The following is a 25,840-nucleotide window of genomic DNA, read 5'->3' on the forward strand; positions in this document are numbered from 1 at the left end:
CCACCCAGCGGTCAGTGACCAACCAGCGGCGTGGGCGGGCTTATAACCACCACCACACACACCCGTCAAACCTAAACCTTCAATTAAATTGAAAGCGAAACGACATGCCTGGGCTCAGGATGGAAGACCGCCATCCTCATGCCGGAAACTGTCGATGATGTGACGCTCCATTGCATGCGCGGCAGGGCTGTCCGCGCCCCGCGCCAGGGCAATGCGGAACTCTGGTAGTGCTGGCAAACCGTCCTCGGTGGTGAGCACCTTCAGCCCTGCCGGCAAAGGACCCTCCAAACCCACCGTGATGGCAAGGCCTGCCATCACCACCGCATGGGTGCCCAGCTGAGAACTTGAAGAGTAGGTGACGCGCCACGGCAGCCCAGCCTGGTCCAAGGCCGCTGTCGCGGCCCGCGACCAGACGCAGTTGCCCCGTGCCAGGGAAAGCCGCAGCGGCATCTGGCGATGCACCGCATGGGCCACAGGTCCCACCCATCGGAGGGGACCGTGCCAGAGCGATGTCCCTTCCATTCCGGAGCGAAGCTCGTTTCCGGCGGAATAAAGGGTGAGGTCCAGATCTTCCGCCTCCAGCCGCGTCAGCAGCTCGGTGGAAGGCGCGCAAACCACCTCGATCTCCACCGCGGGATGCGTTTCGGCAAACCGGGCCAGAATATCCGGAAGCCAGCCCATCGCGTAATCGTCCGGTGTTCCCAGCCGCACCGGCCCTGAAACCTCGGTTGCACGGAAGTTCGCGACGATTTCGTCATGCATGTAGAGCCAGGGACGGGCCCGCTCCAGCAACCATGCGCCGTGCGGGGTGACGGCGAAGCCGCGGGGCCCGCGCACCAGCAAGGGCTGGCCCAGCAGTTCTTCCAGCCGCCGCATCTGCATCGACACGGCCGACTGGGTGCGCCCGACACGTTGCGCAGCCCGGGTGACGCTGGCGCCATCGGCGATCAGCACGAAGGAGCGAAGCAGGTCGGGGTCGAGCCCCGGAGGTAGGGACAACATGCAGAACATTATCAATTCCGCTGATGCCTGGCGTCAAAACAATTCGTTGGGCTTATTCCGTGTCCGATCCCATTCTGTGGTCCACAGCAACACGGTGCATGAAAGGCCCGAACCCATGTCCGCCCCGATCAGCTCCTCCCGCCTTCCTGCCGCCTGGCTGTCCCCGGCGAGCGCTGCGCGTCCGGGACCCTGGGCTGGCGTTCTCCGCTGCATCCTTCGGACGGTCAGGACCCGCCAGCAACTGGCCGCCCTGGATGAGCGTCTTCTGCGCGATATTGGCATGAGCCCAGGCGATGCCCTGGCGGAGGTCAACCGCCTGCCCTGGGATGTTGTCTCCCGCCGCGGCTGACACCCGGTTCATCGAGGCATCGAACGCCTCCAACGATCCGGACGTGAAAAAGGCCGGGACGCTACGCCCCGGCCAGTTCATCCATCGATACACTTCTTGACGTCAGGCGGCGCGCAGTAGCTCCGGTGCGCCACGCAGAAGCGCTGCCGCCCAGCGAGGCCCCTCTGCCAGGAGCTGATCCAGCGCGGCCGGCGGCAATGTCTCGGCGTATTCCAGTGCCGTCTCGGCATGGGCATCCCAGCCGGCCATCACCGGCGGCAGTGCAGCCGGTACCTCGGCCATGGCAAGGGTGCGTTGAGCGGTGCGCAGGATCTCGGCCGCGGCACGATGCCGTGCCCGCTCAGCCACACCGCCACTCGCGATCTCGGCCAACGCATTACGCGTCACTTGGATTTGCGCCGCACGCGGCAGCGCGGTGATCTTGTTCAGCATAGGGAATCTCCGGATGCAGGCCCACCTTCTCACGAAATGGGAGCGGGCACGTGGAAAGGGAGATGGACCGGCAAGGCCGGCGCAGCAAGGCTGAAGGCACGCATTGGACCTGCCCAAGCCGGCATGGTGCCATGCGATGAGCGAAGGGCTCCGGTCCGGTTATCCGATAAGGCCGTCCGGGCGTTCGGCGTCCGGTCGCGCATCCTGTGGCGGCAATGAATTTCCACCACATCGAACCCTCCGGACAAAACACAACCACCGGTAGGGTAGATCATGGGAGACACAACGCAGGTCCGGGCTGACGGTTTCGCACTTCACGAAACGGAAGCGGCACGGCATTCAACAGCCATGTCGCACAGCATCCCGAACCAACGCATTTCTCTTCCGAAGGATCGTATCCGTATCCTGTTGCTGGAAGGCATCTCGGATAGCGCGGTGGCCGTGCTGGGCGATGCCGGCTACACCAACATCCAACGCGAAACCAAGGCTCTGGAAGGCGACGCCCTGAAGCAGGCGTTGCAGGGTGTGCACCTCCTGGGCATCCGATCCCGCTCCCAGCTGACACGTGACGTGCTGGAAACCGCGGACCGGCTGATTGCTGTGGGCTGTTTCTGCATCGGCACCAACCAGGTCGATCTGGCGGCGGCGAAGGAGCTGGGCATTCCAGTCTTCAACGCGCCCTTCTCCAACACCCGCTCCGTGGCGGAGCTGGTGGTCGGCGAGATGATCATGCTGCTGCGCCGCATCCCCGACCGCTCCCGCTCGGCTCATGATGGCGGCTGGGACAAGTCGGCGGTGAACGCGCGAGAGGTGCGTGGCAAGACGCTGGGCATCGTCGGCTACGGCAACATCGGCAGCCAGCTCTCGGTCATGGCCGAAGCCATGGGCATGCGCGTTATCTACTACGATACCGTGACCAAGCTTCCGCATGGCAATGCCGTCGCCGCCGCGAGCCTGCACGATCTGCTCGGCGCCGCCGATGTTGTCAGCATCCATGTGCCGGAAACACCTGCCACCGCCGGCATGATCGGCGCCCGCGAGATCGCGGCGATGCGCCGCGGCGCAATCCTGATCAACAATGCCCGCGGCACAGTGGTGGATCTCGACGCCGTGGCGGAGGCGCTGCGAACGGAACAGCTCCTCGGCGTTGCCGCGGATGTCTTTCCCGAGGAGCCGAAACGCAACGGCGACCGCTTCGTTTCGCCGTTGCAGGGCCTGCCCAACGTCATCCTGACTCCGCATATCGGCGGCAGCACCGAGGAAGCGCAGGCCCGCATCGGCGAGGAAACGGCCCGCAAGCTTTCCGACTATTCGGACAGCGGCACCACGCTGAGCGCCGTGAACTTCCCCGAGGTCACACTACCCGCCCGGCCCAATGGCACGCGCTTCCTGCATGTGCACCGCAACGTCCCCGGCGTGCTGGCCGCCATGAATGAGGTGTTCAGCCGCTTCAGCCTCAACATCGGTGCGCAGTATCTGCAGACCGACCCGAGCATCGGCTATGTTGTGGTGGACGCCGAGGGCGTGACGGACCCCGAGGCGGTTCTGGCCGCGCTGCGCCAGATCCCTGGCACCGTTCGGGCACGTCTGATTTATGAGCGGCACTGAACCGCAGGCTTAAATCATCGTCAGATCGGGCCGATCGCACCAGGGACGCGGCCCTTTTCGCAACCAAGCCATGGCTTTCTCCGTTTCTTCACCGCAGCCGCCCCGCGAAGGGAAAAGCGCGGCAGGGGCGCCGCCTTTCCGGCGACGTCGCATGAAGAAGAGAGGAGTAGCCACCATGGACAAGAACCGTATCGAAGGTGCTGCCAAGCAGGCCAAGGGCGCCATCAAGGACGCTGCCGGCAAGGTGACCGGCGACCAGGCCTTGCAGATGGAAGGCAAGGCCGACAAGGCCGAGGGCAAGACCCAGAACGCTGTGGGCGGCGCCAAGGACAAGGTGCGCGACGCCACCGGTCAACACTGATCGAAGCACCGGCGCAACCAGGTTGCGCCGGTGTCATTTTGGGAAGGCGGCCAGCTGGCGCCCGACAACCCGGAAAATCCGGCGGGAAGCTGAATCAAGCGTCCCGATCCGATCCCTGGCTCGGTTCGACAGGCTTGGCCACTGGAGAACGCCGGACGCATGAGCACCACGACACCTCCCAAGGGCGGCCCTTCCGGCCGCGCCTCCTATTCCGAAAGCGCCACGCCCGCCACGGCTTGGCCTCAGCAGCCCTACGCCGTGCCAGGCGGCAAGGTGTCACGCATGTCCTGGGGCGCCGTTCTGGCCGGCACAGTCATCGCTGTGGTGGTCGGCGGTGCGCTGAACATCCTGGGCATTGCCATTGGCGCCAACTTAGTGGACGCCACAGCGCGGCAAACCCCTGATGCCACGACCTTCGGCATCGGTGGCGGTGTCTGGATGCTGGTTTCGCACATGATCGGCCTTGGCATCGGTGCCTACGCCGCCGCGCGGCTGGCGGGCGTGACCGACCGCACCGACGGCGTGCTGCATGGCCTGGCCATGTGGGCGACCGCCACCCTGGTGGGCGCCATGCTGCTGGGCAGCGCGGCAAGCAGCGCCGTATCCGCTGTTGGTCAGGGCGTTTCAGGGTTGGTGGGCGGAGCCGCCGGCGGGCTCGGTCAGCTGACCACGGCCGTGGGAGGCCCTGTCGCGGGCGCTGCCGCCAACCAGCCCGGAAGCGGTGAGGATGTGGCTTCGGCGGCTCAGGCTGCGGTGGATCGGGTTCAGAATGCCCTTTCTGCCAGCAATGCCGACCCTGCGCAGATGAACAGCGATCAACGCCGGGCCGAGATCGGCAGGCTGGCCGCGCGTCGTATTGCCGACGGGAACCTGTCGCAGCCCGATCGCGACCGACTGACCGCGCTGGTCGCTGCCGAAGGCGACATCAGCCAGGACGAAGCCCGCAACCGGATCCAGCAGGTCGAGCAGGAAACGCAGGCCCGTGCGCAGGAAGCTGCCGAGCAGGCCCGCCGCGCCGCCGATGCCGCGGCCAGCGGTGCTGCCATGGCGGCGTACTGGACCTTTGCCCTGCTGCTGCTCGGCGCTGTGGTGTCGGCCATCGCTTCCCGCTTGGGCACCCGCGACCGCGCCACAATGGAACCCGCCCCCGCCCGATTTCGTTGAAAGGTCGGCGGCCCCGCCCGGGGCCAGGCTCACAAAGGAGAAAGACTTGATGAACAGTGATCGCGTGGAAGGCACCGTCGACGACATCACCGGTCGTGCCCAGGAAGCCTATGGCGATCTGGCAGGTGACTCGGATCACAAGGTGCGTGGCATGGCGCGCCAGGCTTCGGGCCGCGTGCAGCATGCCTATGGCGAGGCGCGCGACTACGCTCGTGAATATGCCGGACATGCCGGTGAGCGTGTCGCCCGTCAGGTGGAGCAGCAGCCCGTCACGACCATGCTGATCGTGGGTGCTGTGGGCTTTGCCCTCGGCCTGCTGGCCGGTCGGCGCTGAGCCAGCTCAAGCGGGTGCGCGGAGCCGGATCAGGCGACTGAACGACGTGCGAAAGCCCCGTCCGCCGTAAGGCGGGCGGGGTTCCTGTTTTCAGGCACCTTTGCGCCGCAGGGCCTGACCTGCTTGCCGCAGGGCCTCACGTTCCGCATCATCCACCTCTGGATAGCGGGGATCGATCTTCTCCAGCGCCTCGATCATCGCCTCGACCACCAGCAACCGGGTCAGCCACTTGCGGTCGGCCGGAATGACGAACCACGGCGCCGCCGAAGTTGCCGTCGCGCGCACCGCTTCCTGATAAGCCTCCTGGTAGTCGTCCCAGTGCGCCCGCTCGGCGATGTCGGACGGATCCATCTTCCAGTTCTTGTCCGGCTCATCAATTCGGGCCAGCAGGCGCTCCCGTTGCTCTTCCTTGCTGACGTGCAGGAAGAACTTCAGCACCATGAAACCCTGTCGCCCGAGGTAGCGCTCGAAGGCGGCGATATCCTCCAGCCTTTCACGCCAGATTTCCGGCCCCACCACTTCCTGCGGCAGGTTCTGCCGGGCCAGAATGGATTTGTGCACACGGGCGATCAGCACCTCTTCATACCAGGAGCGGTTATGAATGCCGATCTGCCCGCGGGTCGGCAGGCGGATGATGTGGCGGCGCAGGAAGTCGCGGTCCAGATCCTCCGATGTCGGGGCTTTGAAGGAATAAACGGAGGTTCCCTGCGGGTTCAGGCCGGAAAAGGCATGCTTGATCGCCCCGTCCTTTCCCGCCGCATCCATGGCCTGGAATATCACCAGCACGGCATGCCGGTCCTGCGCCGCCAGCCTGTCCTGAAGAGCAGCCAGCGTCTCGATGCCCTGACGCAGCAGCGCCGGCGCATCAGCCTTGCTGACGCCGATCTCGCCGCCATGAGTGGAATGCTCCGACAGGCTGAAGCCAGAGCCTTTCTCGATGCGGCACTTTTTCAGGATCGACCGGGCCAGTTCGCGGTTCATGCGGGGCGTCCTTTATCCCTTTTGGCGCGGACGATCCTGCGGCCAGTGCGCGGCAAGAGCAACCAAGCGCCATCAAACTGCCGGGCAACCGCACCTTGCGCCCGGCTGCCAACGGCAACCTTACACCCGTGCCGGCAGAAACCTCACGATCCGGGCGCTGCCGGCAACCTCACGGTCCGGGCGCCGGCAGCACCACGATGGTCACGCTGCGCGCCTCACGGTTCTCCGTGCTGCGGCTGAAGCCAGGATTGCGAGCCTCGGCGCGAATGCGGTCACGCTCGACGCCATGTTCCACCGACAACATCTCCGCCACTTCCCGCGCGCGGCGCGCGGCCAGTTCCGTGCTGGTAGCCTGGCCTCCTTCCCGCACCGCATGACCGAGCACGCAAATGTTGCGTGCCAGGTCCTCCTTCGCGAGCGCCGCAGCAGCAGCTACCGGCGTGCGCGCCCCGGGCGCGGGCTGGGCGCTGCGCGAGGGAAAGCTTACCTCGAAAACATCATCCTCCAGCTTCTCGGCGCCAATGCAGTTGAAGGCGCGGGGCTGGGCCACCGCTTCCGCGGCGAGGCCGAGGCACATCAGCGCCGCGAGGGATGCCGGAACCATCAGGTGCATCATGTGGGCGCCAGCATCCCGGCCTCTGCCAGCCGGCGCAGCAGCGCCACGGCATCCACCGCCGGGTGGGCGGTCCGCAGTTCGGCCTCGGTTCCATCGGGCCGGGCCAGCAGCCAGTTGGCGGCTTCCGCTTCCGCCGGCGCCAGAGGAAGATTGCCGGCCGGCGCCTTGACCACCCACTCGGTGCCGCGCCGCACCGCCTTGGCACCGGGCGCCAGCACGCGGAACGCCGCGCCTTCCTCGCCTCCCCTCGCTGTTCCATTTCCAGCTGAGGGCGCCGCAATGCCACGCGCCGCCAGCAGGTCATTGCCGCCGCGATGAAAGCGGTAATCGGCCACGAACTTGCCCAGCACCTCCATCACCTTGGGATCGCGCGTCAGCTCGACCAGTCGCTGGCCCAGCTGGTTGGCTCGGCTGGTCAACGCGAACTTCGCCGCCGCCGAACCGTCCTGGCGGGGCAGCGGCTTGCGGAACTCGGCGTCGTAGAGCACCCGCTCCAGCAGCATGTTCACCAGGTCCATGCCCAGCGGCGCGTGTACGCCATAGGCGATGTGGACGGAGGACGGCGCCTCGGCCAGTGCATCGTGGTACCAGCCGCGCGGCAGGTAGAGCAGGTCGCCCGCCTTCACCGTCACGGCGCCGCGCAGTTTGCCGCGGGCGCGCTCGTGATGCTCCCTGGGGAAGTTGAACACGGGATGGGCGATGGGCCATTCGGCACGCCCTTCCCAGATGTTCCAGGTCTTCTCGCCCTCCACCTGCACCGCCCACACATCATGGGTGTCGAAGTGCGTCGGGAAGGCCTTGTGGCTCTGCCAGGAGATGTAGACGTTGCCCTGTGCCTTGCCGAGCCCCGCGCCCTCCAGCGCCTCGGACACGGCGGTGAGGCCGGGGGTCAGGCTGTCCACATCGTTCATCACAATGGAGGCGCCCTGCGCCACCCAGTGCGCCACGCGGGCGGCGACTGGCTGCTGCAGCTGCGCTCCATCGCGGCTGGTGGCGCGGGTGCAGTATTGCTCGGGCGGGATGGGCGTGCCGTCCATCACCAGCTTCAGCGACTGGCTCGACCAGATATGCGTCTGGTCCAGCAGACGATTGATCTGCCGCCAGGACAGGACGGAGGCGAATTTGGCGGCGCCCCCCTGAACATGCAGCGGCTGCCGGTCGTAATACTCGGCGAAGAACTGCTCTGGCGTGATGGGCGCAAGGAGGTCGGCGAGTGTCATTGTCATGGCGCAGCCAGGATAAACCCGCTTTCGCGGCTTGGATACCAAGCATGATCAAGCCGAAACTTTATGCAAAATGCCGCGGTTTTCGGCACAGACCGGCTTGATGGCAGGCAATCCAGCGCCGATCCTGAAACTTGGTCAGGACGACAGGAGGCCGGCATGCCGGATGGTCATCAGGCGGAAAAAGGCGGCGCACGCGCCGAATTGCTGCGTTCTGCGGAGGACGCCCTGCGCCAGCAGGCGCCGTCCCTGCCACCGTCCGCCGCCGCCCTGCTGCGCCGCATGGCCGATGCCTTGCCCACGGCCGAGCTTGCCGAGGAACCGCCGGAACGCCTGGCCGCCGCCGCCGCCAGCCTGTTCACCTTCGCGCGGGACCTTCCCGGCACGGAAGAGTTCAAGGTCCGGCTGCGGCCGCCCGGTCCCGGCCGCGGCGCCGTCGCGGTGGCCGAAATCGCGACGCCCGACATGCCCTTCCTGGTGGACAGCGTGCTGGCCGCGCTCACCCTCTCGGGCCGCACGGCGCGGCGGCTGCTGCACCCGGTGATGCGCGTGCGCCGCGATCCGGCGGGCCGGCTGATCGACTTCGCGCCGGGAGACGGCGTGGATGGCCGCGCGGAAAGCCTGATGCATGTGGAGATCGCCCCCTCCTCCACCCGGCTCATCAGCGCCGGCGCGGCTCCCGATGAGAGCTGGGAAGGAACCGAGGCGGCAATCCGCCGGGCGATTGCCGATGTTCGCCTCGCGGTTACCGATTTCCCGGCCATCCTGGAGCGGCTGAAGCAGGCCGAAGCCGAGATCGACAGCGACGACACCACCGGTGGCGGCGACTTCCTGCGCTGGCTGGCGGAAGAGAACTTCGTTTTCCTCGGCCACCGGCTGATCCGCTTCGGCGAGCAGGACCGGATGGAGGACAATCTCGGCCTGTTGCGCGACGAAAGCATACCCGTCTTCGATGCGTTGCGCGATCTGGCCGCCGTGCCGGGGGCCATCCGCACCTCGTTGCGCGACGATCCGGCGGCGATCGGCGTGGCCAAGGCCAATCTGAGGGCGCGGGTTCACCGGCCGGCCCATGCCGACGTGGTGGCCACCCGAATCTACGGCCCGAACGGGGAGCGCGCCGGGGTCCGGCTGTTCCTCGGCCTGTTCGCCTCCAGCGCCTATAATCGCAACCCGCGCTCGATCCCCTGGCTGGGTGCCAAGGTCGAGCGCATCCTGAGCCGTGCCGGGGTGAACCCCAACAGCCATGACGGCCGGGCCCTTCGCAACATCCTCGACACCTGGCCCCGGGACGAGCTGTTCCAGGCCAGCGAGCAGGCCATCCTTGACGGGGCGCTACGGGCGCTCGACCTCGGCATTCGGCCCCGCCCGGCGCTGTACCTGCGCCGCGACCCATTCGAGCGCTTCGTGTCCGCCATCGCCTGGCTGCCGCGCGACACCTTTGACACCCGCTTGCGCGAGCGCGTCGGCGACATGCTGGCCCGCGCTTTCGACGGCCGTCTGTCCGCCTTCCACATTGCGCTGGGTGACACGCCTCTGGCGCGCGTCCACTACATCGTCGGCACCACTCCGGGCGCTGTGGCGCAGGTCGATGACGCGGCGATGGAGGCGGCGATCGGGCAGGCCGCGCGCTCCTTCACCGACCGGCTGGGCGAGGCGCTGACCGCCGAGCGTGGCGAGGCCGCCGCGGCCGCCGCCCTCGCCCGCTGGGCCGGCACGGTACCCGCAGCCTATTCGGAATGGGTGTCGCCCACCACCGCCGTGGCCGACCTCCATCTGGTGGAAGAGGCGCTGTCCACCGGCCGCCCTGCGGCAAGGATCGAGCGCGCGCCGGGCATGGGCGAGCGGTCGCTTTCGCTCAGGCTGGTGCATCCCGGTGGGCCGCTGCCGCTGGCCGATGCGCTGCCGCTCTTTGAAAGCCTCGACCTCCGCGCCATCGAGGAACATCCCTTCCACCTCCGGCGCGACGAGCAGACCATCGCCGTGCTGCATGTGTTCAGCCTGGAAGCAGGCTCCGCCCTGCCGGAGGCGCGCTTCACGGCGCTGCTGGAAGCGCTGCAGGCGCTGCAATCGGGCCAGGCGGAGGTGGATGGCTTCAACCGCCTGGTGCCGCGCGCCGGCCTCGCCTGGCGCGAGGCCTGGCTGTTGCGCGCCTTGTTCCGCTGGTTGAAGCAGGTGGGGTTTGCCTTCGCGCAGAGTTCGGTGGAGGCCGCGCTGACCGCGGAGCCGCGCGCCGCGCGCCTGCTGGTGGACCTGTTCAACGCCCGCTTCGATCCCACCCATGCCACCACCGCCGACGAGGCGCGGCTGGAGGGTGACTGGCAGGCGCTGATGGAAGGCATCGAGGATCCGGACACTGACCGCATCCTGGCGCGGCTGCGCACCGCGCTGGATGGCGTGCTGCGCACCAACTTCTTTCAGGACAAGCCTTACCTGGCGCTGAAGTTCAACAGTGCCGAGGCCGGACCGATGCCGATGCCACGCCCCTGGCGCGAAATCTTCGTGCATGCCCCCCACATGGAAGGCTGCCACCTGCGCGCCGGCCCAGTGGCGCGCGGCGGCATCCGCTGGTCTGACCGACGGGAAGATTTCCGCACCGAGATCCTGGGGCTGATGAAGGCGCAGCGCCTCAAGAACGTCGTCATTGTGCCGACCGGCGCCAAGGGCGGCTTTGTGCTGAAGGGCCATGTGCCCCCGGCCAGTGATCGGGAAGCCTTCATGGCCACCGGCATCGCCGCCTACAAGACGCTGATCCGGGCCATGCTGGACATCACCGACAACCTCAAGGGCGAGGTGGTGGTGCCGCCCGCCCATGTGGTGCGGCGCGACGGCGACGACCCCTACATCGTCGCCGCCGCCGACAAGGGCACCGCCACCTTCAGCGACATCGCCAACGGCCTGGCCCAGGAATATGGCTTCTGGCTGGACGACGCCTTCGCCTCCGGCGGATCGAAGGGCTATGACCACAAGGCCATGGGCATCACCGCCAAGGGTGCCTGGGTGATGATCGCCCGCCACTTCGCCGAGCAGGGCCACGATATCCAGGCCCGGCCCTTCACCATGGTCGGCGTGGGTGACATGTCGGGCGACGTGTTCGGCAACGGGTTGCTGGTTTCGAGGCAGACGAAGCTGCTGGCCGCTTTCGACCACCGCCACATCTTCATCGACCCCGATCCCGACGCCGCGGCGAGCTACGAGGAACGCGCGCGGCTTTTCGCCCTGCCGCGCTCCTCCTGGGCGGATTACGACACGGCGAAGATCAGCGAAGGCGGCGGCGTTTATCCCCGCAACGCCCGCACCGTGCCGCTGTCCGACAAGGCCCGCGCCTTGCTCGGCATTGCTGCCGAGAAGCCGGACCCCGCAACGGTGATGCAGGCTATTCTGAGGGCCAAGGTGGACCTCCTGTATTTTGGCGGCATCGGCACCTATATCAAAGCCTCCACGGAAACCCAGGCTGAGGCCGGCGATCGCGCCAACGATGCCATTCGCATCGATGGGCGCGAGGTAGGTGCGCGCATCCTTGGCGAGGGCGCCAACCTGGCGGTAACCCAGGCCGGGCGGATCGAGGCGGCGCGATCCGGCGCAGGCGGCCATGGCGTGCGGCTGAACACCGACGCCCTGGACAACTCGGCCGGTGTCTCGACCTCCGACCATGAGGTCAACATCAAGATCCTTCTGGCCGATGCCATTCGGGCCGGCGCGCTCACCGGACGGCAGCGCGACGAGTTGCTGGTGGCGATGACCGACCAGGTCGGCACGCTGGTGCTGCGCGACAACGACCAGCAATCCCTGGCCGTCACCCTGGAAGCCGAAGCGGGGGCCGAGGCGCTGCCTGCCCATGCCGCGCTGATGGTGCGACTGGAACAGGCGGGGCTGCTGGACCGTGAGGTGGCTGGCCTGCCCGACGCGGATGGCATGGCCAGCCGTATCGCCGCCGGCCAGCCGTTGACCCGGCCGGAGTTGGCGGCGCTTCTGCCCTTCGCCAAGCTGTGGCTGACCGAGGCCATCGAGGCCAGCGACCTGCCCGACGACCCCGCATTGCTGCCGATGCTGGAAGCCTATTTCCCGACCCAGCTGCGGGAAGGCTACGCCGATGCCATCGTCCGGCACCGGCTGCGCCGCGAATTGCTGGCCACCATCCTGGCCAATGAGATCGCGAACCGGCTGGGACCTGCCGCCCTGGCGCAGCTGGCAGCAGGCACCGAGCCCGCCCTGGCCGCCCGGGCGGCGATCCTGGCCGGTCGCCTGCTGGGCCTCGATGCTGCGGCGGAACAGGCTGACGACGCCCCCGGTACCACGCCGCAGGCCCGCCACGCAGCATTGCTGGCCATCCGGCACGTCCTGGCCGCCACATCGCGTGAGCTGCTGGCCATGCCTGAGCTGAAACAAAGCCTGGGGGAGGCATTGTCCACGTTGCAACCTGGCGTCACGGCCCTGTTGTCGTCCGAGGTCGCTGCCGCCACCCCGGCCGAGGACGGCATGCCCGACGCCATCGGCCGGCTGGTTGCCGCAGCCCCGGCTCTGGAGGCGACACCTGCGATCGTTCGGCTGGCGGCCACGGCGCAGGTGCCGCCCGACCATGCGGCGGAGGCCTGGCATGCGGTTGGTCGTCGCTTCCACCTGCCCGAACTGCGGGCGGCGACGCAGCGCGCCCCTGCGACCGGCCCCTTCGCAACTCGCGCCAAGGCGGCGCTGTTGGACGACCTGGCCGCAGTGCAGGCCAAGCTGGCCACACGCTGCCTGAACGGCAGCTTGCCGGAGGACGACGCAGCCGCGCGCATGGTGCAGGAGGCTGCGTCCCGCCCCGATATCGCAGCGGTCACGGTGGCTGCGCGCGAACTGGCGCGCCTCGCCTGACGCTTGGCGGCGGAGGGAGTTGCATGCGGCGCTTCAGCCCGTGCCATGCAGGGAGGAGCCGGCCCGGGGCGTAACCGCCTCGGGCCCGGTGCGTTCTGCGGGCACCCCCCGGTCTGGAGACATGCGATGCCCGAGATTCAGCAAGCCAAGATCCTTATCGTCGCCACCGACGGCTACGAGGAAAAGGAGCTGACGGTTCCGCTCGAAACACTTCGCGGCAAGGGTGCCACCGTGCATGTGGCCGCCCCGGAGAAAACCCGCGAGCCCGGTGTCATCAAGGGTTGGGACGGGCAGAAGCAGCCGGAAGACTGGGGACGCACCGTGCAGGTCGACCGCAAGATCAACGAGGTCAAGGCTGCCGATTATGATGCGATCGTATTGCCCGGTGGCGTCATCAACCCCGATCACCTGCGCGTCGATCAGGCGGTCCTCTCCCTGGTCCGCGATTTCGCCGGGCAGGGCAAGGTGGTAGCTGCGATCTGCCACGGTCCCTGGATCCTGGTAGAGGCCGGGCTGGCCAAGGGCCGTCGCATGACTTCCTTCAAATCCATCCGCACCGATGTGGAGAATGCCGGCGCTCAATGGCTGGACCAGGAGGTGGTGACCGACAAGGGCATCGTCACCAGCCGTTCCCCCGACGATCTGGACGCTTTCGTGGCCAAGATCGTCGAGGAGGTGCGTGAGCCAGGCCACGGCGACCGCCGGGTGGCCTGACCCCCACGCAGGACTGCGCAACCTCCTCCTGGGCGGCGTCAGTCCCGCCGCGTGCGGCCACGGAACTCGCGGCTGTTGATCATGATGTCGCGCAGGCGCCGCACCGGCGTCTTGCCGACATACTGATCATAGATGTGCTCGCCCTCGGGGAGCCGGTCGAGCAGCAGGGAATAAAGATTATCGATATCGGCGCGTGTGACGGCGCGTTCGGAATCCCAGTTCCGTGCGGCGTAGCGGGTCATGAAACCGTTGAATTCCCGCTCGCGAAAGACGCGGAAATGCGCCTGCTGGCCCTCGGTGATGGTGCGGATCTTCTCCACTGTCTGCGGCTCGATCGGCAGGTCGCTGCGCTCCGTCGGCGTCATCCGGTCATAGCCCATCTCGCGGAACCGGCGTTCGTTGAAGGAGGCGCCCTTTTCGCCAATGTAGCGGGCGAAGCACATGTCGGTCATGACCCGTGCAATGCCCAGATTGGCGCAGGCAAGTGCCTTGAGCGCGTCCTGGGAAGATTTGTCGATCGCCATGGCCTGCCCCTCCAGCCAGCGATAGACGCCGATATGGTTTCGGCTCTGGTAATCGGTCTTCGACAGGATGGCGAAATAAGGGGCCAGCCACTCCTGGAGCCGCTTCCATGCGTCGCGGCGCAGCCCGAATCCCCAATGGTGATCCAGCGGCACGATGCGGACCCGATCGGGATCGGGCGTCGCACGATGGTCGCCGTAGGCGGCGAAGTACCCGACCTCCGGAAACGGGGCCAGAAGGGCCCGCATCCGTTCCATCATCAGCATGTAGCCGGGCCCGAGTTCCAGGTCGTCCTCGAAGAAATAGGCCGTCTCGGCACCCAATGTCTCGAAGGCCAGCTGCTCGCCCCGGCGGATGTTGAAGGCGATGCCGAGATTGTCGGCGCTGGCCAGAACCTGCCCGGCTGGAAACACCTCGCGGAAGGCCGCGATGCTTTCGGCCATCGCCGCATCATCGGCGTAGCGCACGCCTGAACGGTGCGAGACCGGACCGTCCTGAAGCAGGTAGATGCGCTGTGGATCCAGTTCCACCCCTTGTTGCGCCTTCAGGGAATCACAGAAGCGCTTCAGGTAGGCCGCACGGTCGAAGGCGAAGATAATGATCGGCGCTTCGATGGGTCGTGCGGCTTCCGTCATGCTCTGGCTGCTCCCCAATCTCCGCCGTCTTGGCGGCGCCGACTCCTTCTGGTCTGCTACCCGCCCCCTGCCTTGCAGGCAAGCATCGCCCGGCGTTCACTGGCGTGGCGCCGCATACCGCACCTTCAGGTGGCGGCACGGCGGGATCCTTCAACCGATCAATCGTCAGGGGTCCTGACGCAGCTCCAAGGCGCGGGCATAGACCCTCTTGCGAGGCAAGCCGGTCGCGGTGGCCACCAGGGCTGCGGCATCGCGCAGGCTCTCTCCCGCCGCCATCGCGGCCTGCAATCGCTCATCCAGCCCGAGCTCGGCCTCGGGTGTCGCATCGCCGGGCGGCCCCACGACCAGCGCGATCTCGCCACGCGCCAGATGCACTCCGTAATGCTCCGCCAATTCGGGCAAGGTGCCCCGCCGCACTTCCTCGAACCTCTTGGTCAACTCGCGCGTGACCGCGGCCGGCCGGGGACCCAACACCTCGGCCATCTGCGCCAGGCACTCGGCCAGCCGATGCGGCGCCTCGTAGAAAATCAGCGTGGCGGAAAGGCCAGCCTGTTCGGCAGCACGCAGTCGGCCCAGCTCGGCGGCGCGGGCCGCGGCGCGGGGCGGCAGGAAGCCGTGGAACAGGAATGGGTGCGGTGGCAGGCCGGACAGGGTCAGCGCCATCACCGCCGCATTCGGCCCGGGCACGGCGGACACCTCGATCCCTGCCGCGATGGCCGCGCGCACCAGACGGTATCCCGGGTCGCTCATCAGCGGGGTTCCGGCATCCGACACCAGGGCCAGCCGCTCCCCCGCTTGCAACCTGGCGATCAGCCGGGGCAGCGCGGCCTCCTCATTGTGTTCATGCAGTGGCGACAGCTTCGCGGAAACGCCATGTCGCGCAAGCAAAGGCGCTGTTACCCTGGTGTCCTCGCACAGCACGCCATCGGCCGCGCGAAGCACGGCAATGGCACGCGGCGCGAGATCGCCGAGATTGCCGATCGGCGTCGCCACCAGAGTCAGCCCCGGCCCCTTGCCGGGCTCATGGGAGATTTCATTTGCCGTTTCCGTGGTCCCGGTCCCGTCCCGCCCATCGTCCTGCTGCATCGACCGAGCCCCGCTCCTTGTGTCACCTGCCGCGGCGCCTGCTGCCGGGGGTGATGCTGGGCGCCGTTCTGGGCCTTTCGGCCTGTGCGCCGCAAGTGTCGGGGCTGGGTGGCGTGGCGCCGCAGCCCGGCGGCTATGCCGGTGTGCAACCCCTGCCGCCGCAGCCGCAACGTGAGAAGGTGGCGGTGCTGCTGCCACTTTCCGGGCCCCAGTCGGCGCTTGGCCCGTCGCTGCTGAACGCTGCGCAACTGGCCTTGTTCGAGCAGGGCGGGCCCGGCTTCGAGTTCCTGCCGCGCGACACGGGTGGCAATGCGCAGGGCGCCGCCGAGGCCGCGCGCCGTGCCATTGCCGAAGGCGCCCGCATCATCGTTGGTCCCCTGACCGGCCCGGAAACCGCGGCGGTGGCGCCGGTGGCCCGTGCCTCGGGCGTGGCGGTGCTGCCCTTCACCAATGATGCCAACCAAGCTGCCAGCCATGTGTGGCCACTGGGCCTGACGCTGGACCAGCAGGTGCGACGTCTGGTCGCGGCAGCGCATGAGCAGGCGCAGGTGCAGCGCTTCGCCCTGGCCGGTCCGGACAACGCGCTGGGACGGCAGATGGCCTCTGCCCTGCGGGGGGCCGCGCGCGACCTTGGCTTGCCGCAGCCGCAGGTGGAGCTGTATCCGGCTGCCGCCGCACCGGGACTGATCGCCCGCGAGCTCGCGCCGCGCTTCGCCGGGCCAGAGGGCGAAGCGGACCAGGCACCGGAAATGCTGATCCTGGGCGAGGGCGGAGCACGGGCACGTGATTTCGCCGGCGGACTGGTGGCGGGCGGAGTGCCGGTGCCGCCGCTGCGCCTGGGGGGCAACGCGCTATGGGCCGGCGACGAAAGCCTCAGCCAACAGCCTGCCCTGGCGGGTGCCTGGTTCCCCGGCCCCGACCCCGCCGCCCGAGCCCAGTTCGACAGCCGCTACCAGGGCGCGTTCGGCGAGGCGCCGCCCCGGCTCGTGGGGGTTGCCTATGACGCGGCCGCCATTGCCGCCCAAGCGATGCGCAGTGCCGGGCCCGGCCAGCCTCCCCGCATCCCGGTGGGCGAGGTGATCCTGGGCGCCGACGGCGCGCTCCGGCTGAGCCCCGATGGGCGCGTGCAGCGCTCCCTGGCAGTGTACGCCGTGGCGCCGGGTGCGTTGCCGGCACCCGTTGCACCTTCCGACCTGCCCGGCGGTCCGGGACTGTAGGCCAGGACATCACTGAACCGCCATGTCAGCGTCACGTCGCGTGGTCGACAACCGGCGGTTTCCCCGCCATGACCACATTCGGGAGGCGGCATGGCTGACATGATCACACAGGGCGACGAGCCGACGGCCCGCCGCTGGCTGGGCTCGGCGGCCCTGATCGGCGGTGTGCCGTTTCTTGCCCTCGCCGTGCTGGTGCTGACGGGCCACGCGAATCCTGGCCCTGCCTTTGTTGCCATGATGCTGGTGGCACTGATGGCTCTGCTGCTGTCGCGCTTCTGGCTGCGCGACCTGGCACGGCTGGATGCCGTGCTGCACCATTCCGCGATCGCGGGCGGGCAACAGCCCATCAATCCCAAGCTACCCGCCCTGGCCGACGTTGCCGAGGGCGTGACCCGACTCTCCCGCTCCCTGGCCGAGCGCAGCGAGCAGATCGGGCGCATGCGCCGCGTGGATGGCGCCATTCTGGAGAGCCTGCCGGATCCGCTGCTCGTGCTGGGAGCCGGTCGGGAGCCGCTGCGCACCAATGCCGCTGCCCGCGCCCTGTTCGGCGCCCGCGCCGGCGAATCCGGTCCGTTGCCGGGAGATACCGCGGCGCTGCTTCGCCACCCCGCGCTGGCCGGGGCGGTGGACCGCGCTCTGGCCGACGGCATCCGGCAGATGGTGGATGTGATTCTTCCGGTGCCGATCTCGCGTGAGCTGGCGGCGCAGGTCATTCCCCTCGACCCGCCTCTGGCCGATGGCGGGCGGCTGATCGTGTTGCTTTCCGATCGCACGCGCGAGCGGGCGGTGGAGCGGATGCGGGCCGATTTCGTGGCGAATGCCAGCCACGAGCTGCGCACCCCCCTGGCCAGCCTGATGGGCTTCATTGAAACCCTGCGCGGCCCCGCCAAGGATGACCCGGAGGCGAGCGAGCGCTTCCTGTCCATCATGGCCGAGCAATCGGAGCGGATGCGGCGCCTGATCGAGGACCTGCTCGGCCTGTCGCGCATCGAGCTGGCCGAGCATCAGGCGCCGACCGGCCGGGTGCCGCTGGCCGACATGGCGCGTGCCGAGGCCGAGGCCATGGCGCCCATTCTCGCCACCCGCCAGGTCACGCTGGAGCTGGAACTGGATGAGGGCGCCATCGCTGCCCCCGCCGATGCGGAGCAGCTGGCCCAGGTCCTGCGCAACCTGCTGGAGAACGCGGTGCGCCACGGCCATGCCGGCGGCGTAGTGAAGCTGGCAACGGCGCAGGTGCCGGGATCCAGGCGGGGGGTCACCTTTAGCGTCACCGATGACGGGCCGGGCATCGCGCGCGAGCACATTCCGCGCCTGACCGAGCGCTTCTACCGCGTGGACAAGGCACGCTCGCGGAATGCCGGGGGCACGGGGCTGGGCCTCGCCATCGTGAAGCACATCGTCAATCGCCATCGTGGCCAGTTGCTGATCGACAGCAGGGAGGGCGAGGGTGCGACCTTCAAGATCTGGTTGCCGGCGGAGTGAAGCTCACTCCTTGCCGTCGTGCGACTGTCCCAGCATGGCTCGCATCCGGCCGCCCGCCCCCTGCATCAGTTCGGGGATGATCTGTGCCTCAGGCAGGTTCTTCCAGTATTTCTTCGGCATCTCGGCGCGCATGGCATCGGGCTTCAATCGCGCCGGGTTGAAGATGCTGGCGAAATAGGTACGCCACAGATCCTCTGCCGCATCCTCCGCCGGGGCATCGGCCCGGCGCGCGCCGGGGGAGAAGCTGACCGCTTCCCCGTCCCAATGGGCGCAGCGTCGCGGCGTCAGGATGGACCAGCGCAGCGCGGCGAAGCGACGCTGAAAGAAACCCGCCTCCGCCTCCACGATATGGTGCTCCGGCTCGAACCAGGCGACGGAGCGCTGGCCATTCGGCGTTTCCACCTCCCGGAACCGGATGAAGGCGTGCATCTTGTGCGCATCCCGCCGCACAGCGCGGGCCATGGCATGCAGCCGCACCATCCGGGCCTCGGCCGGGTTGCGCAGCAGGCCGGGATCGGAGCGACCATCCCACAACAGGCTGTAGAGCAGGGCAAAGCGGGCAGGGTCGCTGTGGCGGCTGGCAAGTTCCGCCTTGTCGACAAACTCGCGCGGAACCGACAGGGATACTGGCCGCGCTTCGGGCGGCAGGCCACCGGCGAAGAGATCGCCGTCATCGCCCGGAACGCGCCAGGTGACGACATCCGGTGGAGTGCCGGCGCCAATCAGCCGGCGCGCCGCCTGCCGCCAGCCCGCGAAATCAGCCGGCCCGGCCAGCAGGATGCTACAGCGCAAGGGAAAGCTGCCGGGGTTGCGCCGCTGCGAAAGCGGAAGGATCGACGAGCTTCTGCCGCAACCCGGTTGAGTCGAGCTGTCCTGGCGGCGGCCGATGGTCCGGCGCCATCAGAAACGGCGCTACCTTGCGCAACGGTACACGCAGCCGCGCCAGATCGGCCAGCTTTACCCGCGAGTGTCGCCGCGCTTCCAAGATGCGGTCCACGTTGCGAGCACCAAGTCCAGGAACGCGCAGCAACGTTTCCCGCGAGGCCCGGTTCAGGTCCACGGGGAAATCGTCCCGGTTCTTCAGCGCCCAGGCCAGCTTCGGATCGGTTTCGAGGTCCAGCATGCCGCCTTCGCCGCCCGTCATGATCTCGTCCGTGGTGAAGTCGTAGAAGCGCAGCAGCCAATCGGCCTGGTACAGGCGATGCTCTCGCAGCAGCGGCGGCGATTGCGGAGGCAGGCGGGACGAGGCGTCGGGGATGGGCGAGTAGGCCGAGTAATAGACGCGCCGCATCCTGAACTTTTTATACAGGCCATCGCTGGTGCCGAGGATCTGGCCGTCCGTGCTGTTATCGGCGCCGATGATCATCTGCGTCGATTGCCCGGCCGGAGCGAAACGTGGCGGAACGGCCCGGCTCGGCGTTCGCCGCGCGTCCTTGGCCTCGGCGATGTGCTCAGACAACGTGCCCATGGCGCCATGAATGCCAGGCAGGTCTTTCTCCGGCGCCAGCTCGCGCAGGCTCGCCACCTGCGGCAGCTCGATGTTGATGGAAAGCCGGTCGGCCCATCGCCCCGCCTCGGCCAGCAATTCCGGCGCCGCCTCGGGAATGGTCTTCAGGTGGATGTAGCCATGGAAGCCGTGCGTTTCGCGCAGCGTGCGGGCAACGCGGATCAGCTGCTCCATGGTGTAGTCGGAGGAGCGGATGATGCCCGAGGACAGAAACAAGCCTTCGATGTAGTTGCGCCGATAAAAGGCCAGGGTCAGCCGCACCACCTCCTCCACGGTGAAGCGGGCGCGGCGGACACCGGACGATTTTCGGTTGATGCAATAGGCGCAGTCAAAGATGCAGCTGTTGGTCAGCAACAACTTCAACAGTGAGATGCAGCGGCCATCCGGCGCGTAGGCATGGCAAATGCCCATGCCTTCGGTGCTGCCGATCCCGCCCTCCGTGGAGTCGCGCTTCTCCGACCCCGAAGAAGCGCAAGACGCGTCGTACTTGGCCGCATCGGCCAGAAGGGCGAGTTTCGCGCGCAGTTCCATCCCGGTCGATCCACGTTGGTGTTCTTTATATGTTCTTAAAAACCGAATTCCAACTCTTTCCCGGAAGACGCGTGAAGCTGGCCCTATAACGGGCCCGTAGGCACCGCTGAGGCGTCGAGCGGAGGGAAGTCACGGGCTTCAGGGAGCTGGTAATGCCACCATTCCAGCAGATAAGGTTGCCAACCCGCTCCCACCATCAGCCCCAGAAGCAGGGCACGGTTGCGCTGATCGGCCAGCGGCACTCCCGGGTGGGCATGGGCGGATTCCGGCTGAACCGCATCGAAGCCGGTGCCCATAGGCAGTTCGGCGCCGGTGGCGGCGTCGCACAATGTCAGGTCCACCGCCGCGCCGCGGGGATGCACCCCGCCGGTGCGCGGATCGGATACGAAGCGCTTATCTTCCACCGCATGCCAGAGTGCCCACTGCGCCTGGATGGGGCGAAAAGCATCAAACACCTTGATGCGCAGCCCCAACGCAGCCGCCTGGTCCCGTGCCCGGAGCAGCCGACCATGGGCCAGCGGCAACAGCATCGCCACAGGTCGGGCATAGATGGGCCGGCCGGTGAGGTTATCCGGCGTGGCATAGCGGATGTCGAGAAGGAAGCCCTCGGCTTCGGTGATCGGCTTGAGCATGGTCCGGACCCTGCCATGCCCCTGGCGAGTCGCGGACGGGCTTTTCCCCACCTGTTTCGCGGCCTATGCACGGTTCATGCGGATTTTGGCGATGGATGGCGCCCTGGCGCGGGCTTCGGCGGCAGTTTGGGCGGACGGGCATGTTCTGGCCCATGCGGCGGCAGAAGGAGCACGCGGCCAGGCCGTTGCCCTGCCACCCATGGTGGCCGATGTGCTACGCCGCGCCGGCCTTCTTGCGACGGAGCTCGATGCGGTGGCGGCTGTGGTTGGGCCAGGCGGCTTCACTGGCCTGCGCGCGGCGCTGGCCCTTGCGCAAGGCTTGGCGCTGGCCGCGGGCAAGCCTGCCATTGGCGTCACCACAGGCGAGGCACTGGCCGCCGCCCTCCCCGATGCAGTCCGAGGCAGTCACCCCGTGTGGTCCGTTACCGATACCCGGCGTGGGCGGGTGCTGCTGGAGCGGCTTGTCCCCGGTGCATGGGCGGCCGAGGCGATGCCGCAGGCTTTTACGCTCGATGCCGTTCCACATCCGGAAGAGCCAACGCTGCTGGTGGGTGACGCCGCCGAAGCCGTTGCTGCGGCCTCGCCGGGCCATGGCTTCATCCTGATGGGCCTTGCCCTGCCGGATGCGGCGGCGGTGGCGGCCGTAGCGGCGCGGCGGCTTTCCGGCGCTGTGCGGATGTTGCCAGCCTTGCCGCTCTATGTGGAGCCGCCCGCTGTGCGCCTGCCATCGTCCGAACTGCCCCATGCATGAGCTGAGAGGCGCGTGCCCTGCCGATGCGGGCGCGCTGGCGGCGCTGCACGCCCGGTCCTTTCCGGCGGCGGAAGCGTGGGGAGCCGATGCGTTGCGGCTGATGCTGGAGGCGCCGGGCGGGGCCGGGTTGTGGGATGGTCGCCATGGCTTCATCCTGCTCCGCGTGGCGGCCGACGAGGCCGAGATCCTGACCTTGGCGGTGGTGCCGCAGGCACGCCGGCTCGGGCTCGGTGCTGCTTTGCTGGGTGGCGCGCTGGGATTGGCCGCCGCCGGTGGGGCTGGCACCATGTTCCTGGAAGTTTCCGCCAACAACCGGGCCGCAATGGCGCTTTATTGCAACATGGGCTTCAGCCAGGTTGGATCGCGGCGGCGTTATTACGCCGATGGCAGCGACGCGCTGGTGCTCAGCCACCCTTGCGGATGCTGAGGCGCAAGCTTCCATCCGGCATTTCCTGCTGTTGCAGTACGGTGTGGCCCTGTTCTTCGGCTGTCTGAGGAATATTGCGCCGAGGTTCCTCCCCGCGAAGTTGCACAACCAGAACATCGCCGCCGCGCAGCCTGTCGAGAGCGAGACGCGTGCGGACAAATGTCATCGGGCAAGTCTCGGTTGTGATGTCCAGGATGTTGTCGGGTGCGTATTCTTTGATCACTGTATTTTGGTCCATTTCAGCTTTTTCCTTGTGGCGGTTGGATGTTTGGTTATTGCGGACCGCACAATTTCCACGATACAGTTGAGCAAGTCATGATGGACAGAATTGTCCAATTCAAATGATAGCTGTTCAATACCGATCCTATTCCGATGAGGCGCGGCAATGTCCGAAGAGCAAGGTGGTCGTGAACTTCTTGGCCTGACGGCGCAGATTGTGGCCGCGCATGTCTCGAATAACTCGGTTCCACTGGCCGATGTCCCTTCCTTGATCGAGCAGGTGCATCGCACGCTCTCGGGGCTTGGCACCGTGCCTGCGGCCGCTCCCACCCCGGCAGAGCGGCCCCAACCTGCCGTTCCGGTGAAGAAATCCGTCACCGACGAGTATTTGGTGTGTCTCGAGGACGGCAAGAAGCTGAAAATGCTGAAGCGCCACCTCAAGACGGCCTATGACATGACGCCCGAACAGTATCGGGAGCGTTGGGGCCTGTCGCCGGATTACCCGATGGTGGCCCCCAACTACGCCCGGCACCGTTCCTCGCTGGCCAAGAAGATCGGGCTCGGCACCAAGCCTCGCAACACGCGCCCGCGGCGCGGTGGCGCCGCCAGCGCCTGATGGCAGCGAAAACAGTCCCGGCGGCTCGCCTTGCCTTCGTTCGCCGATAGTGGCAAGCCACCCGTCAGGTGCCTGTTGATCTGCTGCCGCCCGGAGCGGGGCGCCAGGAGCGGCCTGCCCTTCCGCCGTTAGCTGGCGGTATGGCGCGCCGCGCCGACGTGTCATAATGCGGGAAGGCGCGGCCGGTTACTGCCGCGCTTGGCCCAGGAGAGCTGTCGACCCACCCCATGGACACGCGCACCGCCCCGCCCCGGACCGCCGCGCCAGAAGCCCCCGATCCCATGCGAATCGAGCGGCTCTGCATCGAACGTGGCCTGAAGATGACCGGCCAGCGCCGGCTGATCGCCCGTGTTCTTTCCGAAGCCGTCGATCACCCGGATGTTGAGGAGCTCTACCGTCGCGCCCTCGCACTCGATGCCCGCGTCTCCATCGCCACCGTCTACCGCACGGTGCGGCTGCTGGAAGAGAAGGGCATTCTGGAGCGGCATGATTTCGGCGGTGGCCGCGCCCGCTACGAGGCCACCGACCATGGCCACCACTACCATCTGATCGATGTGGACAGCGGCAAGGTCATCGAGTTTGCCGACGCGCAGCACGAGGCGTTGGCCGAGGCCATTGCGGAAAGGCTGGGCTTCAAGCTGATCGGCCACCGGCTCGAATTGTTCGGCCGCCGCGCGGAAACCGGCCCCGCCTCCTCCGCGCGTCGCAGCAAGGTCCGGCGCGGAGAGGATCCGGCATGAGCCTGGACGCGGGCGCCGGCTTCGGCGAACTGCGGACGGGCAATCTCGGCGTCCGGATCGCCACGGACGCGGGCGAGGTCGAAGCCGCCCAGGCGTTGCGATATCGCATCTTCTACGAGGAGCTGGGCGCTCACCCGGATGAGGAAACCGCCCTTCTCCGCCGCGACTGCGATGATTTCGACGCCGTCGCCGATCACCTGCTGGTGCTGGACCACGACCTGGGCGAGGGCTCGGCCGGGGTGGTCGGCACCTATCGGCTGATCCGGCGCGGGGCGGCGGCACGGGTCGGCGGTTTCTACTCGGCCTCGGAATACGATCTGGGTCCCTTGCTGTCGCAGCCGGGCGAGATCCTGGAGCTGGGGCGCTCCTGCGTGGATGAGCGGTATCGCAACCGGCAGGCCATGCAGCTGCTCTGGTCCGGCATCGCCGCCTATGTGTCCCGGCACCAGATCGGGCTGATGTTCGGCTGTGCCAGCCTGCCCGGCACCGACCTGGATCAGCTGGCCAGCCCGCTCAGCTACCTCCACTCCAGCCATCTCGCGCCGCCCGAACTGCGGCCTCGCGCGCTGACCGAACGATTTGTCGCCATGGACCGCCTGGATCCTGCCAGCATCGACCCTCGGCAGGCTCTGGCCGAATTGCCCCCGCTGGTGAAGGGATATCTGCGACTGGGCGGGTTTGTCGGCGATGGCGCGGTGGTGGATCAGCAATTCAACACCACCGATGTCTGCGTCGTGGTGAAGACCGAGCTCGTAACGGAGAAGTATTCCCGCCACTACGAGCGCAAGATGGGCGGCGGGGATTGAGGCAGGTGCGAATGCCACGACGGTGCCACGGCGCTTTCATTGAGACGTCACGGTTCCCCTTGTATCGCATCAGGCCATGCAGGCCCGTCCCCTCATGCCACCGCTGCCCCTGTTCCGCAGGCGGCCTCGCACCGCTTTCGCGGCTCTCACCGGCGTGGCCGACGCCCCGCTGATCCGCCACGGCCCTCGCGATGCCGCGGTGCCGGCCGGGGGCTGGCTGCCCGTGACTGAAGGGCTGGCAGGCCCGCTGCGCGCGGCGTGGCGGTTGTTGCTGATGGCTTTCTGGACGCTGCTCTGCATCCCCGTCCAGACCGTGCTCCTGCTTCTTCCGGGTCAGTCCAAGCGCCACTTCCCACAGTTCTACCACCGGGTGATGTGCGGCCTGATCGGGCTCAAAATACAGGTGATCGGCCAGGCCAGCCGCAGCCGTCCCGTGCTGTTCCTCTGCAATCATGCCTCCTGGCTCGACATCATGGTGCTGGGCAGCGTGCTGGAAGGGGCCTTTGTGTCGAAGGCGGAAGTTGGCGAATGGCCCCTCATCCGCACGGTGGCCCGGCTCGGGCGGACCGTCTTCGTCAGCCGCAGTCGCGGCCGTACGGGGCAGGAGGCCATCGCCATGCGGGATCGACTACGGCAAGGCGAGAACCTGATCCTGTTTCCGGAAGGCACCAGCAACGATGGAACTCGGGTGCTGCCCTTCCGCTCGTCCTTTCTGGGCGTGGCCGATGCGGCCGTCAGCGTGCAGCCCGTCTCGGTCGCTTATGACCGGTTGGGCGCGCTTCCGGCAGGGCGCAGGGATCGCCCGGTGTTTGCCTGGTACGGCGACATGGAGATGGGCCGACATTTCTGGCAACTGGCCTGCCGCCCCGGCGGGCGGGTCACCGTGCTGCTGCACGAGGCGGTGCCTCCGAACGCCTTCCGGGACCGCAAGGCCTTGACGCGAGCCGTGGAGCGAACCGTGGCCAATGGTGCTGCGACCCTGCGGCAGAATCGCCCGGCCCGGCCGCTATCCACCCACGCTCATGCCTGAG

General features: G+C 67.7%; 26 protein-coding genes. 15 read left to right on the forward strand and 11 right to left on the reverse strand.

Annotated features, from left to right (window positions below):
• Nucleotides 1–114: 114 nt before the first annotated feature.
• Entirely contained in the window at nt 115–1,002 is an 888-nt protein-coding gene (locus ACFOD4_RS07270; RefSeq protein ID WP_379595281.1) for a LysR substrate-binding domain-containing protein, read from the reverse strand.
• Nucleotides 1,003–1,117: 115 nt separating this feature from the next.
• On the opposite strand from ACFOD4_RS07270, the gene ACFOD4_RS07275 reads away from it, so the two are divergent.
• The gene (locus ACFOD4_RS07275; protein WP_379595282.1) at nt 1,118–1,351 is read left to right on the forward strand and encodes a DUF1127 domain-containing protein; all 234 of its coding nucleotides are present in this window, start codon (nt 1,118–1,120) and stop codon (nt 1,349–1,351) included.
• Between the two features lie 102 nt (nt 1,352–1,453).
• Here ACFOD4_RS07275 and ACFOD4_RS07280 read toward each other — a convergent pair whose 3' ends face one another.
• Entirely contained in the window at nt 1,454–1,783 is a 330-nt protein-coding gene (locus ACFOD4_RS07280) for a hypothetical protein (protein WP_379595283.1), read from the reverse strand.
• A gap of 348 nt (nt 1,784–2,131) precedes the next feature.
• Between ACFOD4_RS07280 and serA the strand changes: the two genes are divergently transcribed.
• The 4 genes from serA to ACFOD4_RS07300 all read left to right on the forward strand — a co-directional run bounded on the left by serA (nt 2,132) and on the right by ACFOD4_RS07300 (nt 5,250).
• Entirely contained in the window at nt 2,132–3,391 is a 1,260-nt protein-coding gene (gene serA, locus ACFOD4_RS07285) for a phosphoglycerate dehydrogenase (protein ID WP_379595284.1), read from the forward strand.
• A 175-nt stretch (nt 3,392–3,566) separates the two neighbouring features.
• Nucleotides 3,567–3,752 carry a CsbD family protein gene (locus ACFOD4_RS07290; RefSeq protein WP_379595285.1) on the forward strand — a complete coding sequence of 62 codons (186 nt, stop codon included), beginning with the start codon at nt 3,567–3,569 and terminating at the stop codon, nt 3,750–3,752.
• A 159-nt stretch (nt 3,753–3,911) separates the two neighbouring features.
• Nucleotides 3,912–4,916 (forward strand): hypothetical protein, encoded by a 1,005-nt coding sequence (locus tag ACFOD4_RS07295; RefSeq protein WP_379595286.1) that lies wholly within the window; start codon nt 3,912–3,914, stop codon nt 4,914–4,916.
• A gap of 49 nt (nt 4,917–4,965) precedes the next feature.
• Complete coding sequence (locus ACFOD4_RS07300; protein ID WP_379595287.1) at nt 4,966–5,250, forward strand: CsbD family protein; 285 nt, start codon at nt 4,966–4,968, stop codon at nt 5,248–5,250.
• A gap of 90 nt (nt 5,251–5,340) precedes the next feature.
• On the opposite strand, the gene ACFOD4_RS07305 is transcribed toward ACFOD4_RS07300, so the two are convergent.
• The 3 genes from ACFOD4_RS07305 to ACFOD4_RS07315 form a co-directional block, all read right to left on the reverse strand.
• Nucleotides 5,341–6,231 (reverse strand): PPK2 family polyphosphate kinase, encoded by an 891-nt coding sequence (locus ACFOD4_RS07305; RefSeq protein ID WP_379595288.1) that lies wholly within the window; start codon nt 6,229–6,231, stop codon nt 5,341–5,343.
• A 169-nt stretch (nt 6,232–6,400) separates the two neighbouring features.
• Nucleotides 6,401–6,847, reverse strand: coding sequence for an OmpA family protein (locus ACFOD4_RS07310; protein ID WP_379595289.1), 447 nt, complete (start codon nt 6,845–6,847; stop codon nt 6,401–6,403).
• Entirely contained in the window at nt 6,844–8,073 is a 1,230-nt protein-coding gene (locus ACFOD4_RS07315) for a cupin domain-containing protein (protein ID WP_379595290.1), read from the reverse strand. The genes ACFOD4_RS07310 and ACFOD4_RS07315 overlap by 4 nt, the downstream gene beginning before the upstream one ends.
• 156 nt (nt 8,074–8,229) lie before the next feature.
• On the opposite strand from ACFOD4_RS07315, the gene ACFOD4_RS07320 reads away from it, so the two are divergent.
• Nucleotides 8,230–12,924 (forward strand): NAD-glutamate dehydrogenase, encoded by a 4,695-nt coding sequence (locus ACFOD4_RS07320; protein ID WP_379595291.1) that lies wholly within the window; start codon nt 8,230–8,232, stop codon nt 12,922–12,924.
• Between the two features lie 126 nt (nt 12,925–13,050).
• Nucleotides 13,051–13,638: a type 1 glutamine amidotransferase domain-containing protein gene (locus ACFOD4_RS07325; protein ID WP_379595292.1), complete on the forward strand. Its 588-nt coding sequence runs from the start codon at nt 13,051–13,053 to the stop codon at nt 13,636–13,638.
• Nucleotides 13,639–13,676: 38 nt separating this feature from the next.
• Here ACFOD4_RS07325 and ACFOD4_RS07330 read toward each other — a convergent pair whose 3' ends face one another.
• Both ACFOD4_RS07330 and rsmI read right to left on the reverse strand, forming a co-directional pair.
• Nucleotides 13,677–14,795: a glycosyltransferase family 2 protein gene (locus ACFOD4_RS07330; RefSeq protein ID WP_379595293.1), complete on the reverse strand. Its 1,119-nt coding sequence runs from the start codon at nt 14,793–14,795 to the stop codon at nt 13,677–13,679.
• 165 nt (nt 14,796–14,960) lie between these two features.
• Entirely contained in the window at nt 14,961–15,881 is a 921-nt protein-coding gene (gene rsmI / locus ACFOD4_RS07335) for a 16S rRNA (cytidine(1402)-2'-O)-methyltransferase (RefSeq protein WP_379595294.1), read from the reverse strand.
• Nucleotides 15,882–15,898: 17 nt separating this feature from the next.
• Here rsmI and ACFOD4_RS07340 point away from each other — a divergent pair, with 17 nt between their 5' ends.
• Both ACFOD4_RS07340 and ACFOD4_RS07345 read left to right on the forward strand, forming a co-directional pair.
• On the forward strand, nt 15,899–17,098 hold the full coding sequence (locus tag ACFOD4_RS07340) for a penicillin-binding protein activator (protein ID WP_379595295.1): 1,200 nt from the start codon (nt 15,899–15,901) through the stop codon (nt 17,096–17,098).
• Nucleotides 17,099–17,188: 90 nt separating this feature from the next.
• Nucleotides 17,189–18,580 carry an ATP-binding protein gene (locus tag ACFOD4_RS07345; RefSeq protein ID WP_379595296.1) on the forward strand — a complete coding sequence of 464 codons (1,392 nt, stop codon included), beginning with the start codon at nt 17,189–17,191 and terminating at the stop codon, nt 18,578–18,580.
• Between the two features lie 3 nt (nt 18,581–18,583).
• Here the strand turns inward: ACFOD4_RS07345 and ACFOD4_RS07350 are convergent, their stop codons facing one another.
• The 3 genes from ACFOD4_RS07350 to ddpX form a co-directional block, all read right to left on the reverse strand.
• A complete protein-coding gene (locus tag ACFOD4_RS07350; RefSeq protein ID WP_379595297.1) occupies nt 18,584–19,372 on the reverse strand; it encodes a TIGR03915 family putative DNA repair protein in 789 nt (262 codons plus the stop codon).
• Complete coding sequence (locus ACFOD4_RS07355; protein ID WP_379595298.1) at nt 19,362–20,618, reverse strand: putative DNA modification/repair radical SAM protein; 1,257 nt, start codon at nt 20,616–20,618, stop codon at nt 19,362–19,364. Before ACFOD4_RS07355 ends, ACFOD4_RS07350 begins: the two co-directional genes overlap by 11 nt.
• A gap of 83 nt (nt 20,619–20,701) precedes the next feature.
• A complete protein-coding gene (gene ddpX / locus ACFOD4_RS07360; RefSeq protein ID WP_379595299.1) occupies nt 20,702–21,250 on the reverse strand; it encodes a D-alanyl-D-alanine dipeptidase in 549 nt (182 codons plus the stop codon).
• Nucleotides 21,251–21,341: 91 nt separating this feature from the next.
• Between ddpX and tsaB the strand changes: the two genes are divergently transcribed.
• Both tsaB and ACFOD4_RS07370 read left to right on the forward strand, forming a co-directional pair.
• Nucleotides 21,342–22,001: a tRNA (adenosine(37)-N6)-threonylcarbamoyltransferase complex dimerization subunit type 1 TsaB gene (gene tsaB, locus ACFOD4_RS07365; RefSeq protein WP_379595300.1), complete on the forward strand. Its 660-nt coding sequence runs from the start codon at nt 21,342–21,344 to the stop codon at nt 21,999–22,001.
• The gene (locus ACFOD4_RS07370) at nt 21,994–22,428 is read left to right on the forward strand and encodes a GNAT family N-acetyltransferase (RefSeq protein WP_379595301.1); all 435 of its coding nucleotides are present in this window, start codon (nt 21,994–21,996) and stop codon (nt 22,426–22,428) included. The genes tsaB and ACFOD4_RS07370 overlap by 8 nt, the downstream gene beginning before the upstream one ends.
• Here the strand turns inward: ACFOD4_RS07370 and ACFOD4_RS07375 are convergent.
• Nucleotides 22,406–22,666 carry a sulfurtransferase TusA family protein gene (locus ACFOD4_RS07375; RefSeq protein WP_379595302.1) on the reverse strand — a complete coding sequence of 87 codons (261 nt, stop codon included), beginning with the start codon at nt 22,664–22,666 and terminating at the stop codon, nt 22,406–22,408. The genes ACFOD4_RS07370 and ACFOD4_RS07375 overlap by 23 nt on opposite strands.
• 147 nt (nt 22,667–22,813) lie before the next feature.
• Between ACFOD4_RS07375 and ACFOD4_RS07380 the strand changes: the two genes are divergently transcribed.
• From ACFOD4_RS07380 to ACFOD4_RS07395, 4 genes are all read left to right on the forward strand, one after another.
• Nucleotides 22,814–23,263, forward strand: a complete 450-nt coding sequence (locus ACFOD4_RS07380) for a MucR family transcriptional regulator (RefSeq protein ID WP_379595303.1) — start codon at nt 22,814–22,816, stop codon at nt 23,261–23,263.
• 281 nt (nt 23,264–23,544) lie between these two features.
• A complete protein-coding gene (locus ACFOD4_RS07385) occupies nt 23,545–24,003 on the forward strand; it encodes a Fur family transcriptional regulator (protein ID WP_379595304.1) in 459 nt (152 codons plus the stop codon).
• Complete coding sequence (locus ACFOD4_RS07390; protein WP_379595305.1) at nt 24,000–24,809, forward strand: GNAT family N-acetyltransferase; 810 nt, start codon at nt 24,000–24,002, stop codon at nt 24,807–24,809. Before ACFOD4_RS07385 ends, ACFOD4_RS07390 begins: the two co-directional genes overlap by 4 nt.
• Before the next feature lie 76 nt (nt 24,810–24,885).
• Nucleotides 24,886–25,839 (forward strand): lysophospholipid acyltransferase family protein, encoded by a 954-nt coding sequence (locus tag ACFOD4_RS07395; protein WP_379595306.1) that lies wholly within the window; start codon nt 24,886–24,888, stop codon nt 25,837–25,839.
• Nucleotide 25,840 lies beyond the last annotated feature (1 nt).

Origin of the sequence: Teichococcus globiformis (genome assembly GCF_042646265.1) — a bacterium.
Taxonomy (GTDB): domain Bacteria; phylum Pseudomonadota; class Alphaproteobacteria; order Acetobacterales; family Acetobacteraceae; genus Pseudoroseomonas; species Pseudoroseomonas globiformis.

Coding starts and splice junctions, on each gene's coding strand:
- ACFOD4_RS07305 (WP_379595288.1), bottom strand. CDS start 6,231: ATGAACCGCGAACTGGCCCGGTCGATCCTGAAAAAGTGCCGCATCGAG.
- ACFOD4_RS07275 (WP_379595282.1), top strand. CDS start 1,118: ATGTCCGCCCCGATCAGCTCCTCCCGCCTTCCTGCCGCCTGGCTGTCC.
- ACFOD4_RS07370 (WP_379595301.1), top strand. CDS start 21,994: ATGCATGAGCTGAGAGGCGCGTGCCCTGCCGATGCGGGCGCGCTGGCG.
- ACFOD4_RS07380 (WP_379595303.1), top strand. CDS start 22,814: ATGTCCGAAGAGCAAGGTGGTCGTGAACTTCTTGGCCTGACGGCGCAG.
- ACFOD4_RS07385 (WP_379595304.1), top strand. CDS start 23,545: ATGCGAATCGAGCGGCTCTGCATCGAACGTGGCCTGAAGATGACCGGC.
- ACFOD4_RS07280 (WP_379595283.1), bottom strand. CDS start 1,783: ATGCTGAACAAGATCACCGCGCTGCCGCGTGCGGCGCAAATCCAAGTG.
- ACFOD4_RS07270 (WP_379595281.1), bottom strand. CDS start 1,002: ATGTTGTCCCTACCTCCGGGGCTCGACCCCGACCTGCTTCGCTCCTTC.
- ACFOD4_RS07300 (WP_379595287.1), top strand. CDS start 4,966: ATGAACAGTGATCGCGTGGAAGGCACCGTCGACGACATCACCGGTCGT.
- ACFOD4_RS07390 (WP_379595305.1), top strand. CDS start 24,000: ATGAGCCTGGACGCGGGCGCCGGCTTCGGCGAACTGCGGACGGGCAAT.
- rsmI (WP_379595294.1), bottom strand. CDS start 15,881: ATGCAGCAGGACGATGGGCGGGACGGGACCGGGACCACGGAAACGGCA.
- ACFOD4_RS07375 (WP_379595302.1), bottom strand. CDS start 22,666: ATGGACCAAAATACAGTGATCAAAGAATACGCACCCGACAACATCCTG.
- ACFOD4_RS07345 (WP_379595296.1), top strand. CDS start 17,189: ATGGCTGACATGATCACACAGGGCGACGAGCCGACGGCCCGCCGCTGG.
- ACFOD4_RS07290 (WP_379595285.1), top strand. CDS start 3,567: ATGGACAAGAACCGTATCGAAGGTGCTGCCAAGCAGGCCAAGGGCGCC.
- ddpX (WP_379595299.1), bottom strand. CDS start 21,250: ATGCTCAAGCCGATCACCGAAGCCGAGGGCTTCCTTCTCGACATCCGC.
- ACFOD4_RS07355 (WP_379595298.1), bottom strand. CDS start 20,618: ATGGAACTGCGCGCGAAACTCGCCCTTCTGGCCGATGCGGCCAAGTAC.
- tsaB (WP_379595300.1), top strand. CDS start 21,342: ATGGATGGCGCCCTGGCGCGGGCTTCGGCGGCAGTTTGGGCGGACGGG.
- ACFOD4_RS07320 (WP_379595291.1), top strand. CDS start 8,230: ATGCCGGATGGTCATCAGGCGGAAAAAGGCGGCGCACGCGCCGAATTG.
- ACFOD4_RS07295 (WP_379595286.1), top strand. CDS start 3,912: ATGAGCACCACGACACCTCCCAAGGGCGGCCCTTCCGGCCGCGCCTCC.
- ACFOD4_RS07315 (WP_379595290.1), bottom strand. CDS start 8,073: ATGACAATGACACTCGCCGACCTCCTTGCGCCCATCACGCCAGAGCAG.
- ACFOD4_RS07395 (WP_379595306.1), top strand. CDS start 24,886: ATGCAGGCCCGTCCCCTCATGCCACCGCTGCCCCTGTTCCGCAGGCGG.
- ACFOD4_RS07325 (WP_379595292.1), top strand. CDS start 13,051: ATGCCCGAGATTCAGCAAGCCAAGATCCTTATCGTCGCCACCGACGGC.
- ACFOD4_RS07310 (WP_379595289.1), bottom strand. CDS start 6,847: ATGATGCACCTGATGGTTCCGGCATCCCTCGCGGCGCTGATGTGCCTC.
- serA (WP_379595284.1), top strand. CDS start 2,132: ATGTCGCACAGCATCCCGAACCAACGCATTTCTCTTCCGAAGGATCGT.
- ACFOD4_RS07330 (WP_379595293.1), bottom strand. CDS start 14,795: ATGACGGAAGCCGCACGACCCATCGAAGCGCCGATCATTATCTTCGCC.